15 protein-coding genes are annotated in these 15,297 nt (G+C 67.3%); 5 read left to right on the forward strand and 10 right to left on the reverse strand.

Annotated elements, in window-relative coordinates:
- Positions 1–13: 13 nt before the first annotated feature.
- From GS4_RS05660 to GS4_RS05675, 4 genes are all read right to left on the reverse strand, one after another.
- Positions 14–778 carry an SDR family NAD(P)-dependent oxidoreductase gene (locus GS4_RS05660; protein ID WP_007618392.1) on the reverse strand — a complete coding sequence of 255 codons (765 nt, stop codon included), beginning with the start codon at positions 776–778 and terminating at the stop codon, positions 14–16.
- Positions 775–2,151 (reverse strand): MFS transporter, encoded by a 1,377-nt coding sequence (locus GS4_RS05665; protein ID WP_007618394.1) that lies wholly within the window; start codon positions 2,149–2,151, stop codon positions 775–777. Before GS4_RS05665 ends, GS4_RS05660 begins: the two co-directional genes overlap by 4 nt.
- 183 nt (positions 2,152–2,334) lie before the next feature.
- Positions 2,335–3,213, reverse strand: a complete 879-nt coding sequence (locus GS4_RS05670; protein WP_007618396.1) for a polysaccharide deacetylase family protein — start codon at positions 3,211–3,213, stop codon at positions 2,335–2,337.
- 3 nt (positions 3,214–3,216) lie between these two features.
- Positions 3,217–4,215, reverse strand: a complete 999-nt coding sequence (locus GS4_RS05675) for an asparaginase (protein ID WP_007618399.1) — start codon at positions 4,213–4,215, stop codon at positions 3,217–3,219.
- Between the two features lie 200 nt (positions 4,216–4,415).
- Here GS4_RS05675 and GS4_RS05680 point away from each other — a divergent pair, with 200 nt between their 5' ends.
- A complete protein-coding gene (locus tag GS4_RS05680; protein ID WP_040509682.1) occupies positions 4,416–5,426 on the forward strand; it encodes a LacI family DNA-binding transcriptional regulator in 1,011 nt (336 codons plus the stop codon).
- Positions 5,427–5,459: 33 nt separating this feature from the next.
- Here GS4_RS05680 and GS4_RS05685 read toward each other — a convergent pair whose 3' ends face one another.
- From GS4_RS05685 to GS4_RS05710, 6 genes are all read right to left on the reverse strand, one after another.
- Positions 5,460–6,107, reverse strand: coding sequence for a helix-turn-helix domain-containing protein (locus GS4_RS05685; RefSeq protein ID WP_007618402.1), 648 nt, complete (start codon positions 6,105–6,107; stop codon positions 5,460–5,462).
- Positions 6,108–6,254: 147 nt separating this feature from the next.
- Complete coding sequence (locus GS4_RS05690) at positions 6,255–7,622, reverse strand: ammonium transporter (RefSeq protein WP_007618403.1); 1,368 nt, start codon at positions 7,620–7,622, stop codon at positions 6,255–6,257.
- Between the two features lie 165 nt (positions 7,623–7,787).
- Complete coding sequence (locus GS4_RS05695; RefSeq protein WP_007618404.1) at positions 7,788–8,798, reverse strand: heme-dependent oxidative N-demethylase family protein; 1,011 nt, start codon at positions 8,796–8,798, stop codon at positions 7,788–7,790.
- Entirely contained in the window at positions 8,798–9,709 is a 912-nt protein-coding gene (locus GS4_RS05700; RefSeq protein WP_439644608.1) for a PDR/VanB family oxidoreductase, read from the reverse strand. Before GS4_RS05700 ends, GS4_RS05695 begins: the two co-directional genes overlap by 1 nt.
- A 71-nt stretch (positions 9,710–9,780) precedes the next feature.
- The gene (locus GS4_RS05705) at positions 9,781–10,284 is read right to left on the reverse strand and encodes a dimethylamine monooxygenase subunit DmmA family protein (protein ID WP_007618406.1); all 504 of its coding nucleotides are present in this window, start codon (positions 10,282–10,284) and stop codon (positions 9,781–9,783) included.
- Between the two features lie 14 nt (positions 10,285–10,298).
- Complete coding sequence (locus GS4_RS05710) at positions 10,299–10,685, reverse strand: cupin domain-containing protein (protein WP_007618408.1); 387 nt, start codon at positions 10,683–10,685, stop codon at positions 10,299–10,301.
- A 329-nt stretch (positions 10,686–11,014) separates the two neighbouring features.
- Here GS4_RS05710 and GS4_RS05715 point away from each other — a divergent pair, with 329 nt between their 5' ends.
- Genes GS4_RS05715 through GS4_RS05730 form a run of 4 tightly spaced genes read left to right on the forward strand, consistent with a single transcriptional unit; the run spans position 11,015 to position 15,281 of the window.
- The gene (locus tag GS4_RS05715; RefSeq protein ID WP_007618410.1) at positions 11,015–12,205 is read left to right on the forward strand and encodes an NAD(P)/FAD-dependent oxidoreductase; all 1,191 of its coding nucleotides are present in this window, start codon (positions 11,015–11,017) and stop codon (positions 12,203–12,205) included.
- A 34-nt stretch (positions 12,206–12,239) separates the two neighbouring features.
- A complete protein-coding gene (gene glnT, locus GS4_RS05720; RefSeq protein WP_007618412.1) occupies positions 12,240–13,616 on the forward strand; it encodes a type III glutamate--ammonia ligase in 1,377 nt (458 codons plus the stop codon).
- A gap of 40 nt (positions 13,617–13,656) precedes the next feature.
- Positions 13,657–14,556 carry a class II glutamine amidotransferase gene (locus tag GS4_RS05725; protein WP_007618414.1) on the forward strand — a complete coding sequence of 300 codons (900 nt, stop codon included), beginning with the start codon at positions 13,657–13,659 and terminating at the stop codon, positions 14,554–14,556.
- Positions 14,541–15,281, forward strand: a complete 741-nt coding sequence (locus tag GS4_RS05730) for a GltB/FmdC/FwdC-like GXGXG domain-containing protein (RefSeq protein ID WP_007618416.1) — start codon at positions 14,541–14,543, stop codon at positions 15,279–15,281. Before GS4_RS05725 ends, GS4_RS05730 begins: the two co-directional genes overlap by 16 nt.
- Positions 15,282–15,297 lie beyond the last annotated feature (16 nt).

Genomic DNA, 15,297 nt, shown 5'->3' on the forward strand with positions numbered 1-15,297 from the left:
CGTCTCTCGGGGATCAGTCGCGCATCGCGGTCGTCAGGGCACCGTCGACGACGATCGCCTGGCCGCTCACGTACGACGCCTGCGGGCTGGACAGGAAGGCGATGACCTCGGCGACCTCGCGCGAGTGCCCGACACGACCCCAGGGAATGTAGCCCCCGGCCCGATCGAGACCCTCGGGTCCGAGTGAGTTCACGGCGTCACTCGACTGCGGGGTGCGGATCAGTCCCGGGATGATCGCGTTGGCCCGGATTCCCTTGGGCCCGTACTCGACCGCGAGACTCCGGACCAGACCGATCACGCCCGCCTTGGCGGTCGCGTAGTGGGCATGGTTCTGCCAGCCGTACACACCGCCGGCGATCGACGAGATCGCGGTGACCGAACCGCCCTCGCGCATGTGCCGCAGACCGGCTCGGGCCGTGCGCATCACGCCATGGAGGTCGACGTCCAGCAGGTCGTGCCACTGATCGTCGGTGATGGTGTCGAATCCGGACTCCCGCAGGATCCCGGCGTTGGCGACGGCGACGTCCAACCGCTGCCACTCCGACACCAGGGTCTCCGCGAACACATCGACCGACTCCGTCGACCGGACGTCGACCTCGACGATGCGCCCCTCGCCACCTGCGTCGCGCACGTCGCGCAAGGTGGTCTCGGGATCGTGCGGGTCCCCGGCGAAGGTTCCGATGCCGACGCGCACACCGCGTTCGGCAAGGCAGACCGCGGTGGCCGCACCGATTCCGGAAGCGGCACCCGTGATCATCGCGACGGGTTGTCCACTCATGCCTGCGCTCCTACAGCGTTCGGGCCGGCGGTCGTCGGCGTGTCCGCGGGCGGTGTGTCAGCGACCTTCCGGGCGAAGAGCACCACGACCGCCGAGACGATGGCACCGAGGGCGCCGACCCACAGCGCGGCCGTGGAGTAGCCGATGGAGGCAGCGGTGAGACCAGTCAGGATGAACCCGGAGATGATCGCGCCCGGCTGCGACATGGCACCGATGAACGCACTTCCGGTTGCGCGACAATCGGTGTCGAAGCACTCGGCCTGGAAGAACATGATCGCCGCGTAGGGTCCGAGCAGGAAGAACAGACCCATCATGTAGGTGATGAGGACGTAGATCTGGTTCGACGGGCCGAGCAGCATGGCTCCGAAGAACACGCCGGCGAGGAGCCATCCGACCGCGATCGTGTTGCGACGTCCGAAGCGGTCTCCCGCCCAGCCGTGGGCGAGGTAGCCGGCGACGGCGACCAGGTTCGACAGGACGACCAGGATCAGTGTGCTGGACGCATCGATGCCCTTGCCCTTCTCCAGGACCGTGGTGCCCAGCACCGAAAACGTCTGGATGGCGAACCAGTTGAGCAGCCAGGCGAGCGAGAGGATCACGGTGTTGCGCAGGTGCTTGCCGGTGAAGATGCGCTTGAACGGCGCGGCGGTCTGCTCGACGGTGGCGGTCGCGGCGGCGAGAGCCTCTGCCTCGTCGTGCTTTCCGGCCTTGCGGAGCTGCTTGACCGTGTGCTGCGCCTCGAACTGTGGGCTCTCCTTGAGGGTGCGGCACACCAGGGCGACGACGACCGCCGGGATGGTCGCCAACAGGAACGCGATCCGCCAGGAGTCGGCGCCGAAGATCGCGGTGACCACAGCGACGAAGCCGGCGGCGAGCAGAGCACCTGCGGGCCAACCCGTCTGGACCATCGAGTAGACGAAGCCACGACGCTTCTTGATCTTCTCGTCCTCGGTCAGCTCGTATAGCTCGTTGAGGTAGGTCGCGTTGACCGACTGCTCGGCGAGCCCGAGACCGCTGATGGCGCGGACGCCGATCAGCGAGGTCGCGCCGAAGGTGGCCGCGGTGGCTGCCGACGATGCGGCTGTGCCGCCGACCGAGATGATCATGCCCTTGCGGCGGCCGAGTTTGTCGACCATCGGGCCCACCAGCAGGACCACGATGGCCGTGCCGACGCTGACCAGCGTCGAGACGAGCAGCGCATGGCTGGTGGTCCACCCGAAGGACTCCTCGATCCGCGGGAGCAGCGTTCCGAAGAGGATGAAGTCGTATACCGCGATGGTCCAGGCGAAGAAGGCGATTCCCGAGGCGCGGCGGGTCTCCTTGCCGGTGACGCGCCGGAGCCCCGGCGTCCGGGAGGTGTTCTGCTGGGTCATGGTCGTGCTCTCTTGCTCGATACTTCGATGGGGCGCCGGCGCGTCATCGGGTCGGCGGGTGGGTGACCCGTCAGGGTCGGCGGGTGGGTGGATAGCCCGGGTCGGCGGGTGGGTGACCCGTCAGGGTCGGCGGGTGGGTGACCCGTCAGGGTCGGCGGGTGGGTGAGTGAACTGACTCGTGGCTCAGCGGCGCGGTGAGCGCTTCTTGAAGTCCTCGGCGATGGTGTCGAAGTTCGCCCAGCGGACGCCTTCGTGCGAGTTGATGTGCTCGATGAGGCGCTCCAGCATCAGCAGCACCTGGGGCCGTCCCGACACATCCGGGTGGATGGTGAAGGTGAAGACGGCGTAGTCACTCTCGCGGTAGACCCAGTCGAACTGGTCGCGCCACATCTCCTCGATGTGCCGCGGGTTCACGAAGCCGTGGCTGTTGGGGCTGCCCTTGATGAACATCATCGGCGGCAGGTCGTCGAGGTACCAGCTGGCCGGGATCTCGACCAGGTCGGTCTCTTCGCCGCGCTCGAACGGCTTCATCCACTCCGCGGCCGGCTTGTCGTAGTCGATGGGGGTCCACGAGTCGCCGACACGGACGTAGTAGGGCTCGAAGTCGCGGTGCATCAGCGAGTGATCGTAGGTGATGCCGCGTTCGACGAGGAGCTCGTTGGTGACCTTGCTGAACTCCCACCAGGGCGCGACATAACCGGTGGGGCGCTTGCCGGTCCGGGTGTCGATGAGTTCGATGCAGTGGTCCAGGATCTCGGACTCCTGCTCGCGCGTCATCGCGATCGGGTTCTCGTGGCTGTAGCCGTGCAGGCCGATCTCGTGTCCCGCGGCGACGACGGCGTCGAACTGCTCGGGGAAGGTCTCGATCGAGTGACCCGGCCAGAACCAGGTGGCGGGCAGATCGTACTTGGCGAGCAGGTTGTTCAGTCGCGGTACGCCGACCTCGCCGGCGAACACGCCGCGCGAGATGTCGCCGGGCGAGTTCTCGCCTCCATACGAGCCGAGCCAACCGCCGACCGCGTCGACGTCGATGCCGAAGGCGACGAAGATCTCTTTGGCCATTGTTCAGTCCTCCTTGTTGTCTGCATAGATGTCGATCAGTGAGCGGGCCTGTTCCGACTCGTGTCTTCGATGGGAGATCCAGAGGGCCAGGAGTATTCGGAGTTGGGTTGCCGGCAGCCCGGAGGCCGCAGGCACGCCTGCCGCGACCAGGTCGGCGCCACCGCCGTTGCCGTAGACGCCGGCGACCGGCCCCTCGGGCACACGTGTGGACAGCAGTAGGACGGTCCCGGATGCCAGTAGTTCGGTCGCCGCTTCCACCACCGAGGGATTCGCGTTGCCGATCCCGGTACCCGCGATGACCACGCCCGTCGCCCCGGCAGCCACCGCGGCGCGGATGAGGGCGGCGTCGGCCCCGGGATAGGTCTCCACGAGATCGACTCGGATGCGGTCGAAGTCGACGGTCGGGCGCGGCAGCGGTTTGGGTCGGCGTGGCGTCGAGGTGATGGACACCGTCCCGGCGCTCACATCCCCCACGCTGCCGCCGATCACGGAGTCGAAGGCGGAGAGCGCCGTGGTGTGCATCTTGCGGGTTCCGCGGGCAGCCAGGATGCGACCGGCGAAGACGACGAGGACGCCGAGGTCGCGTGCCTCGGGCGATGCCGCGACCCGGACGGCGTCGGCCAGGTTCCGCGGACCGTCGCCGTCCACGGCGTCGCCTGCCCGCTGGGCGCCGGTCAAGATCACCGGTCGCGGATCGTCGTGCACGAGGTCCAGCAGGATCGCGGTCTCCTCGAGCGTGTCGGTGCCGTGGGTGATGACGATGCCGTCGACACGGTCGGTGTCACGCGCCAGGAGTTCGGCGACCGCATCGCTGATCTCGCGGAGGTGGCCGAGCGTCAGTCGGTAGGAGCCGACGGTCATCAGGTCGACGGTCTCGACGTCGACGCCGACGACTCCGGCAGCCTCGAGCAGTGTGGCCGCCGACTGGCTGGCGACGACACCGCTGTCGGTGGCCGTGGACGCGATGGTCCCGCCGGTGGCGATGACCGCTACGCGAGGCATTCGAGTCCTGCCGATGATGTGTCCGGGTGGTGCATGGATACGAGTGAAGCACGACACAATCGTTTGGCGCAATCGTTTGTGTAACTTCCGTCAAACGTTTGTGTAAACCACCGCGTAACAGCCGCGTTCTGTAGTCTCATGGCAACGACCAGGGAGGAGAGCCGGTGACCGCGCCACGACAGGGCCCGTTGACGCTCCGCATGATCGCAACAGAGCTCGGCGTCAGCCCCTCGACGGTGTCCCGGGTGCTGAACACGCAGGGTGACGCTGCACTGCGCTGGGGCTCACCGGACACCGTCGCCCGGATCCGAGCCTTCGCCGAGGAGCACGGCTACTCCCCCAACCCGCAGGCATCGAGTCTGCGCACCCGCCGATCAGGGCTGATCGGCGTCCTGGTGCCACGCCTGCAGGACTACGTCCTCGCGACCATCTACGAGGGCATCGAGGAGGCAGCGTCGGAGTCGGGGCTGTCGACCTTCGTCACCAACTCGCTCGACACCACCGAGAACCAGCGCGCCCGCACCCGCATGATGATCGACCGTCGCGTCGACGGCATGATCTACGGTGACGCCCACCTCGACCACCGGTTTCTCGACGAGGTCCATGGTCAGGGACTACGGTTCACACTCGCCTCCCGCCGGGCGGGTGACTACCCGTCGGCGACCGTCGACGATGTGCAGGGCGGCCGCCTGGTCGGGCAGCATCTCGCCGACACCGGACGCCGGGAGGTGGCCGTACTCGCCGGCCTGGAGTTCGCGTCGACGGCGCGTGACCGCACACGTGGACTGGTGGAGGCGCTGGCGGACAACGGGATCGGCGTCCCCGATAATCGTGTCGTGTTCTCCGGCTTCGATCCGACGGGCGGACGGTCGGCGATGGAGCAGATTCTCGCCACCGGCCGGATTCCCGACGCGATCTTCGCCACCAACGACTTCGCCGCGCTGGGCGCGTTCGGCGTGTTGCGCGACCACGGCATCCACGTACCCGACGACGTGGCGCTGGTCGGCTACAACGACACCCCACTCGCCGAGGGCGGAGCGGTCCCGCTGACGACGATCCGCTCACCGATGCACGAGATGGGCCGCCAGGCAGTCGGATTGCTGCTCGAGGTACTCGCCGGCAAGACCCCGGAGTCGGTACTGCTCGAACCGGAGCTGATCATCCGTCGCAGCAGCACGTCGGCTGCCGAGACGACGCGCCTGTCAGGGTGACGCGCCTGTCGGGGTGATGTCAGCGCCACACACTCAGTCCTGGTGGTTGTCCGGGTAGGCCGTCACGGCGAGGAAGCGGATGGGCAGGCGGACCAGATCTTTCGGGCCGTGGACCCCTTCGCCGTCGAGCAGCAGCGAGTCGCCCGGACGCAGGGTGTACTCGGCGTGGCCGTGCCCGTAGACCATCACACCCTCGAGCATGTAGAGCAACTCGGTGCCCGCGTGTTGGAACCGCGGGAACGCCTCGCTGGAGTCGGTGAGTGTCACCAGCACCGGCTCGAGTCGCTTGTGTTGTCCGCGAAGGGCTCCCAGCAGCTCGTAGTGGTGGCCGACCCGGGTGCCCCGGCCGACGATCACCGCGCCGTGACCGGATTCGACATACACGGCCTCCCGCTCGGCATCCGCGCCCCGGAACAACGACGTCACGGGCACGTCGAGTCCGGCGGCGAGACGCGCCAGGGTCGAGAGACTGCAGGACGTCTGGGCATTCTCGATCTTGCTGAGCATCGCCTTCGAGATGCCGACTTTCTCTGCCATGTCTCCCACCGACAGTCCGGTGGCCTTCCGCAACGTCCGAACCTGGTGCGCGATGGCCTGTTCCAGGTCGTCTCCGGTCAACGCATCAGGTGCGACCTCCCGTTCGGCGGTGTCGTGCACGACGTCTGCGGATCGTGGGGGCATGCGTCGATCCTATCTGACGACGTTTCCTGACGGGAAACGGACGGAACCCGATGCAACATCTCGGTCACGATGACACCGGGTCCCCGAGACTCTGCTCGGGGACCCGGTGATGGCCGATCGTGGACGTGCGCCGGAAGGACTGAGCCGTCAGGCCTTCGGTGCCGCCATCGTCGGCCCGTCCACCGCCGAGGCCGTCATTGCCTCGGCTGCGTCGACCGCTTCACTGCCGGTCGTCGGTGGTCCACCGAGAGGAGCGTGCTCCATCACGTACGCCGACTCACCGTGGACCGACACGTCCAGCCCCTCGGTCTCCGAGTCCTCGTGGACGCGCAGGCCCATCGTCTTGTCGAGGAGCTTGGCGATCAACCAGGTCACGACGAAGCAGTATCCGACCACGGCCGCCACCGCCACCGCCTGTCGCCAGAGGAGGTCCAGACCGCCGCCGTAGAACAGGCCCGCCACACCGTTCGGCGCCGCCGGGTCGGCGAGGAAACCGATGAGCAGTGTGCCGAGAACGCCGCCGACCAGATGGATTCCGACGACGTCGAGCGAGTCGTCGTACCCGAGACGGAACTTGATCGACACCGCCAGGCAGCAGAGCGCACCTGCGGCCGCGCCGATGATCAGGGCGCCGATCGGCGACACGGCTCCGCAGGCCGGGGTGATGCCGACGAGGGCGGCGATCAGACCCGAGCTGGCGCCGAGTGAGGTGGCGTGGCCCTCCCGCAGCTTCTCCACGAGCAACCAGGCACAGATGCCGGCACATGCGGCCGCAACCGTGTTGAGCACCACGACCGCGGCGCTGTTTCCCGCCGCCAGAGCCGATCCACCGTTGAAGCCGAACCAGCCGAAGAACAGGATGCCGGCACCGAGCATGGTGAGCGGCAGGCTGTGAGGCCGCGGTGCGGCCGGGAAGACGCGGCGCTTGCCGAGGACCAATACCAGCGCGAGTGCCGCGACCCCCGCGTTCACGTGCACGGCGGTACCGCCCGCGAAGTCGACCGCGGCCAGCGTGTTCGCGATCCACCCGCCCACGACCGATCCGTCCTCGGAGTCGAAGGCGAAAACCCAATGGGCGACCGGGAAGTAGACCAGGGTGGCCCAGATTCCCGCGAACACCATCCAGGCGCCGAACTTCATCCGGTCGGCGACCGCCCCCGAGATCAGGGCAACGGTGATACCCGCGAAGAGCAACTGGAAACCGGCGACGAGGGCGGGTGGCAGGCCGGGATCGGCCGGCGCCTCCAGCAGCGAGCCGAGTCCGAGCGCCTCGAGGGGATCGCCCAGGATGCCCAGGCCACCGATCGAGTCGCCGAGCACGGCCGAGTACCCGAACAGCACCCAGAGGATGCCGACGACGGCAAATGCGCCGAACGTCATCATCGCCATGTTGAGTGTGTTCTTGGCGCTCACCATGCCGCCGTAGAACATCGCCAGGCCGGGGACCATCAGGCTCACCGCGGCAAAGGCCGCCAGGAGCCAGGCGGTGTCGGCGGCCGCGATCGCTTCTTCCATGTTTCACCTCGAGAGTCGTCGGCGTGTGTACGCCGAGAGAACTATGTCCACCATCAGTGGACTGAGGTCAGTCCACCATCGCTGTGTTGCGTCTCCGCGCTCCGGTGTTGCTGCCGTGTAACGACATCCGTTTCGCGGAGTTTCACCGCCCGGGACGGCGCCGACTCAGGGGACGACGCCCCCGAAGGTCGACAACCAGCGCATGCCGGCCGGCCGGGTCCGGGTGATGCCCTTGTAATCGGCCATGTCGAGCGGGAGGTCCTCGAGCACGCGGTACAGGCGATCGGCCCACTCCGGCACCGTCGCCACCGCCGAAAACGGCAGCAGATAGGTGCGGATCAGGAACATCACCGCAGAACTCTGCCGGAGCCGGACGAGGTGTTGGACCTCGGTGCGCAGGAACAGGCGACGACCGACACCGGCGAGCGGACCGTCGGCCAGCGTCCGCCGGTCACGCCCCCACTCCGGATAGGTCTCGGTCGACGTGTCGAGCCGACCGTCCACGGTCAGCGTCCAGTTGGTCCGCCGATAGCTCTGCCCGGGTTCCAGACGCATGAGGAAATCGTGTGCGCGCGTGATGATCTTCTCGCTGTGGACCCGGGGTACGGGACCGTGGATCTCCAGGAAGCTCATGCCCACGTCGAAGCCGAACGACCAGTCGGCGGCGAAGGTCACGACCCCTGCATCCGCCCAGAGCTGACCGTCGCGCTGGTCCAGGAGGATCACATCTTCCTGGATCTGGCCGCAGATGTAGTCGAGCGGCGGGGCCGGCAGGCTGTCGGGATCCCCGAGGGTGAACGTGTCGTCGATACCGAGAAGAGCGTTCTGCCAGCGATATACGCGATCACGGTCGGCGAACCGGTCCAGTGTCATCGACTCCGGATGATCGGCCGCCAGATCGCGCATGATCGTGATCATCGCGTCCCAGGTCGCGGCGGCCATGTGTGGGAGACATTGGGAACGTGACGGATCGCGACGCAGGATGGCGGCGCGCTCGTCGAGTTCGTGATGCAGGTGGTCGTCGAGCACGATCCGTCGCTCGCCCCAGCCGCCGGCCGCGGTGGCGTTGCGCGGGCCCGAGGGCTCGACATTGGTGCTGTAGCGATAGCTGTCCCGCGGGAACGGGAACGGATAGTTCGCAACATCTGCCGCGCCGAGAGCGCGTGCGATGGTCATCAGAGCTCCAGTTCCACTTGGTCGCCGACCGCACGGGACACGCATGGCATCATCACGTCTCCCGCGGCTCGTTCGTCGTCGGTCAGATATGCATCGCGATGGTCTATGCGTCCACCGCGGACGGTGAGCTTGCATTCGCCGCAGACGCCCTGGCGACACAGGTTCGGTACCGCGACACCACGTGCGAGCAGGGCTTCGAGCAGCGTTGTCTGTTCACCGACCGGGACCACCGCCCCGCGCGCGGCAAAGCTGGTGCCCCCCAACGGTGCCGCGGACGCGAACGGCTCCGAGTGGACACGCTTGCCCGGCCACCCGGCGTCGCGGGCGGCGGCGGCCACGGCCTCGATCATGCCCACCGGCCCGCACGTGAAGAGGTGGGCACCCAATGGCGCATCGGCGAGGCGGGACGCCAATTCCGCCAACAGATCCCGACCGCTGTGCACGATCGTCACGCGATGCCCGGCCAGTTCGCGGAGGTCGTCGGCATGCGGCCCGAAACCGGGACGGTGCGCGTACAGGACCTCGAAGGATCGGTTCCACAGCACCGCGTCGCGAACATGGGAGAGGATCGGCGTCACCCCGATGCCACCGGCGACCAGCACCGAGTGACGCGCCGCCGCCACCGGCGCGAAGGCGCTGCGGGGCGTGGAGGTCACCACCAGATCTCCCACAGCCAATCGGTGGATCCACGCTGATCCCCCACGCCCGGACCGGTCTCGGCGAACCGAGATCGTGTAGTCCCTCGGCTCGATCATCGGGCCGGTCAAGGAGTACGAGTTCCGCTCACCGTCACGCCAGGCGACGGCCAGGTGCGATCCCGCGGCGAAGGACGGCAGATCGACGCCGTCGGCGCGGGCGAACGTCACCTCTCTGACGTCCGGACAGAGGTCGCGCACACCGACGACCCGCATGAGCAGCTCGCGCGGGCCGACCGGACCGACGACCGGCGCCTGATCGGTTCCGAGTGTGTCGATCTCGAGTGTCATGACAGTTCCTCGGCATCCGGTCGGTACCCCAGGTACGCGTGGCGGCGGCGCGAGAAGTGGTGATACACGACCAACGTCACATCGCACCCGTCGCAGACCATCGACTCGTCTATACCCGCATCGGTCGCAGTGGTCGCATGACAGTGCGCGCAGAAGACGTCCCGAGCGCCGTCGCCGAATCCCGACATCTCGTCGAGCGCGACGGTGACGATCTCGTCGTCGATCGCCCCCGCGCCGAGCACCTCTGTCCGCGCGCGGGCCACGGCCGCCCCATCTCCGACGAGTACGAACCGCCAGCCGGTCCGGGATTCCGACAACGCGTCGCCGAGCTCGGCGACGTCGATCACGGTGTGCGCAGCCGCCATCGCGTCGCGTCGGTTCTCGACGTGGGCGGCTGCGGTCGGCCCGGTGGTGACGACCAGGACATTGGCCGCGAGCGGGTCGATGTCGGCCTCGTCCAGAGCGCGGGCCGACCATCGCGGGACACTGGTCGTCGCCATCGACACCGCCATGGTCAGGGCGCGAAGGATCGGTGACCGACGAAGAACGCCAGAGCCCGGTCGGGTGTGGAGAACCGGATACGCGACCCCTTGGGGAAGAAGATCGCGTCGCGCGGCCCGGCATGCTCGACCTGTCCCGTGTCCAGGTTCTCCAAACGGAACTCGCCGTCGAGAACCACTTTCATCTCGTCGTAGGCGTAGTAGTAGTCCAACGGCGCATCGGTGCTCTTCAACTCGAAGTAGCCCGCCGACATCTCCGAGCCGCCCGGATTGGCGTAGACGTCGTCGATGAACCCCTCGGTGCCCGGGTACTCCTTCAGCGGCATCTGCGGCAGTGTCCGCCAGAAGTCACTCGTCACGCGGAACGGTGTCACCGTCTGCTCTGAATCGATGGTGGTCATCTCGATCTCCTCGCTGCCAGGATGTTTCGTGCGGTCGCTGTCATGAAACCAGCGATATTGATAGGAAACCACGTGGACAGTGTCGAACGCGTTAACACGTGTGACTGTTCGGTATCTGCGCAGATGGGCACGGATTCGACCAGCCGCGTCGTCTCACCTAGTTACCTTGGGTTGACGGGCAAGAAACAAAATGGACACACTCCCCCTGTTTCATCTCATACAACAGCGGCTCATCAAGTGAAACGGCCATCGGGCCGGGACGCAGTGGTCGCACCGACGCCGGCACCTCACGGTCGGCCGAGAGCAGGAAGTCGACAGGGACCAGAACAGTGACACACACGAGCAAGTACGTCATCGTCGGCGGGGGCCTGGAAGGGCTCGCCATCGCCTGGTCGCTCGCCCACCGTGGCGAGCGGGATGTCCTCGTCCTGGAGCGCGGCACACTCTGCTCCGGGATGACCGGTAAGTCCAGCGGCGTCGTCCGATGCCACTACGGGACTCCGTCTCTGGCGGCCATGTCGTGGTACGGCGTGGACATCTTCTCGCGCGCCACCGAGATCTTCGGTGACGACATGGCGTTCCGACAGTGCGGGTACGTCGTCGGTGTCGGCGAGGAGAACCTCGTCCCGCTCAAGGCCAATGTCGCGATGATGCAGGGCCTCGGCATCGACGTCGACCTGATCGGCCCCGACACCATGGCCGACCTCTGGCCGGGTCTGCGTGTCGACGACTACGCGGCATTCGCCTATGAACCCCGCGGCGGCCGCGGCGAGGCCTACATGGCCGGCATGGCGTTCGGTGCATCGGCGCGCGCACTCGGGGTCCGCGTCCGCCAGTCGACGCCCGTCGCCCGACTGCTGGCCGCTGCGAGTGGAGCCGTGTACGGAGTCGAACTCCACGACGGCACCGAGATCCATGCCGAGACGGTCATCGTGGCCGCCGGACCATGGGCCCCCGACCTGGTCGCGCCGGTCGGCGTCGACGTCGACGTCAGGGCGCAGCGCGCACAGCTGGTCATGGTCGACCAGGGCGCACCGACCCCCGAGGTGCCGGTGCTGTCGGATCTCGCCAGCCTGCAGTACATCTGCCGCGAACCCAACGGAGAGTTGCTCGTCGGCAACTCCGACCACCAGGCACCGCAATACATCGACCCCGACGACTTCGTGAACCGCGCCGACGACAGCACCGTCGAGAAGACGATCCACAAGCTCGACCACCGACTCCCCGACATGCCGGACCCACGGATCACGAGCTCCTACGTCGGCGCATACGACGTCACCCCGGACTACAACCCGATCATCGGCCCCGCGCCGGTCGACGGTCTGTTCCTCGCCACCGGATTCTCGGGTCACGGATTCAAGATCTCCCCCGCTGTCGGGGAGCTGGTGGCCGACCTCCTCACCACCGGGACCACCACGCTGCCCAACGTCGACCCGCGTGACTTCCGATACTCCCGCTTCGCCGAGGGGCAACCACTCATCAGCCTCAACCCCTACGTCGGCGCCGGCGAGATGCGCTGACCCGACCACCCTTCCGACCACCACAGGAGCCACCATGGCCATCGACACCGCCGCCGCTCTCTCCGCAGCACCATCCTCGACCGTCACCGAGCTCACCCCGAACCGGCCTTCGCTGTCCGATCTGGTGGAGGCCACCGGGACCACGTTCATCCTCGCTCTGTTCGTCACACTCTCCGGCAAGCCGTGTGCCAAATTGGTACCGGCACAGGCGGTCACACAGCTGGAGTCCGACGGGGTCGGCTTCGCCGGATATGCGGCCGGGATGATGGGCCAGGATCCCAAGGACCCCGACCTCGTCGCGATGCCGGACGTCACGTCGTTCACTCCCATCCCGTTCGTGCAGCCGGGACTCGCGCTCGTACACTGCGATCCCCACGTGGAGGGTAGGCCGTGGCCGTTCGCGCCGCGTGTCATCCTGCGCGAGACCCTGCGTCGCGCAGCCGACCTCGGTTTCGAGGTCAAGGTCGGCGCCGAGATCGAGTACTTCCTCGTCGACAAGGACGATGCAGGCCGGCTGACCACTGCCGACTCGTCGGACACCAAGCGGCAGCCTTGTTACGACGCCCGGGACGTGACCCGGATGTACGACCACCTGACCGAGATCTCCACGGCGATGAACGCCCTGGGCTGGGGCAACTACGCCAACGACCACGAGGACGCGAACGGCCAGTTCGAGCAGAACTTCGACTACGACGACGCAATGGTCACCGCCGACCGCGTCATCACGGCGCGATACCTGCTGTCGGTCATCGCCGAACGGCGGGGTATGCAGGCGACCTTCATGCCGAAGCCGTTCACCGACCGGACGGGGTCGGGGATGCACCTGCACCTGTCGCTGTGGACCGCCGACGGCTCGGCGTTCCCCGATGACACCGACGCCAAGGGACTCGGACTCTCGCACACCGCATACGGTTTCATCGCCGGCATCCTCGAACACGCCTGCGCGCTGCAGGGGATCATCGCCCCGACGGTCAACTCCTACAAGCGGACCGGGGCGACGACAACCAGCAGCGGCGCAACCTGGTCGCCGCGGTTCGCCACGTACGGCGGCAACGACCGCACGCACTACCTGCGCGTGCCCGATTCCAATCGCGTCGAACTCCGCGGTGGTGACGGATCGGCGAATCCCTACCTGGCCGCGACCGCCGCCATCGCCGCCGGACTGGACGGCGTGGAGCGAGCGCTCGACCCCGGGACACCCGGGAGTGGTGAGTCGCCCAGCGACTCGCTGCCGATGACGTTGCTGCACGCGATGGATTCGCTTGCTTCCGACAGCGTGCTGACCGCGGCTCTCGACATCGTCGGCTCCGGTGTCGCCGACTACTTCATGACCCGCAAGCGCGAGGAGTTCTTCGCGTGGCACAACACGGTCTCCGAATGGGAGATCGACCACTACCTGACCGCGTTCTGAACCCTCACGACGCGTCGAGAAGAACAGGAGTCACACCGACATGTGTGGAATCGTGGGCCTACACCTGCGTGATCCCGAGTTGTACCCGCGACTCGGTGAATTGCTGACGGGCATGCTCGACCAGATGTGCGACCGCGGCCCGGACTCGGCCGGGATGTCGATCTACGGGGATCCCACGTGGTCACCGACCGGTAGCGCGACGGTCTCGCTGCTCGAATCCCCCTTTCCCGCCACCGAACTCGCAGCCGGACTGTCCGGGCAGACCGGTGTCACCGTGAGCGTCACCGATCTCGACCCGACCACTGTGGTCCATGGGCCGACGAGCCCTGAGGAACTGGTCGCCGCCGTTCGTGCGGTGGCCCCGACCGCCCGGGTCATCGGCTTCGGTCACGACGTCACCGTGCTCAAAGGGATGGGATACCCGACCGACCTCGCCAACCGGTTCGGTCTGCCCGGAGCATCCGGCTGGCAGGGGGTTGCGCACACCCGGATGGCGACCGAGTCGGCCGTGACCGCGGAAGGGTCACACCCGTTCTCGGTCGGTCCCGACCAGTGCCTGGTGCACAACGGTTCCTTCTCGAATCACATGTCGATCAAGCACGAACTCGAGCGTGACGGTGTTCTCTTCGACAGCGAGAACGACACCGAGGTGGGCGCCCGATACGTGGCCGCGCAGCTGGCCCAGGGCGTCGACCTCGAGAAGGCACTCCTGATGCTGAACGAGACCTTCGACGGCTTCTACACCCTGCTCGTGTCGACCAGCGACTCCTTCGCGGTCGTCCGCGACGCGATCTCCTGCAAGCCCGCCGTCGTCGCGGAGACCGACCGCTGGGTCGCGATGGCATCCGAATTCCGCGCCCTGGCGGAACTGCCCGGCGTCGAGACCGCCCGAATCTTCGAGCCCGAACCAGAAGAGGTGTACGTATGGCACCGTCAGTGACCGAGATCCCCGCCGAGCGCCGGACCGCGGCACCGCAGGACGAGATCCACTCAGCCGTCCTCGATCTCCGCGAGACGACAGTTCGGGAGGTCAACGAGATCCTGCAGGCACCCGATGCCCCGGCCCGATCGACCGTGTCCGCTCCGCGCGGAGCCCACGCCCTCGCGTGTGGCCTCACCGCCGACGTCGAGGTGACCATCGACGGCCACGTCGGCTACTACTGCGCCGGGATGAACCAGCGCGCACAGGTGACGGTGACCGGCAACGCCGGGGTCGGGGTGGCAGAGAACATGATGTCGGGCAGCGTGCGGGTCCGCGGCGACGCGTCGCAATCGGCGGGTGCCACCGCACATGGCGGCATGCTGGTCATCGAGGGCAATGCCGCGGCCCGCTGCGGCATCTCGATGAAGGGCGTCGACATCGTCGTCGGCGGCGACATCGGGCACATGAGTGCGTTCATGGGTCAGGCCGGACGGCTCGTCGTCTGCGGCGATGCCGGTGAGGCCCTGGGTGACTCGCTCTACGAAGCCCGGATCTACGTGCGCGGCTCGGTCGCCTCCCTCGGCGCCGACTGCATCAAGAAGGAGATGCGTGCCGAGCACCTCGCCGAATTGACGGAGTTGCTCGCGGCCGCCGGATTCGACGCCGAACCAGCAGATTTCACCCGGTACGGGTCCGCCCGCGAGCTCTACAACTTCCGTGTCGACAACGCCTCGTCCTACTGAGCCACCGCTCGACAGA

The sequence above is a fragment of the Gordonia soli NBRC 108243 genome (assembly GCF_000334455.1).
GTDB classification, from domain to species: Bacteria; Actinomycetota; Actinomycetes; order Mycobacteriales; family Mycobacteriaceae; genus Gordonia; species Gordonia soli.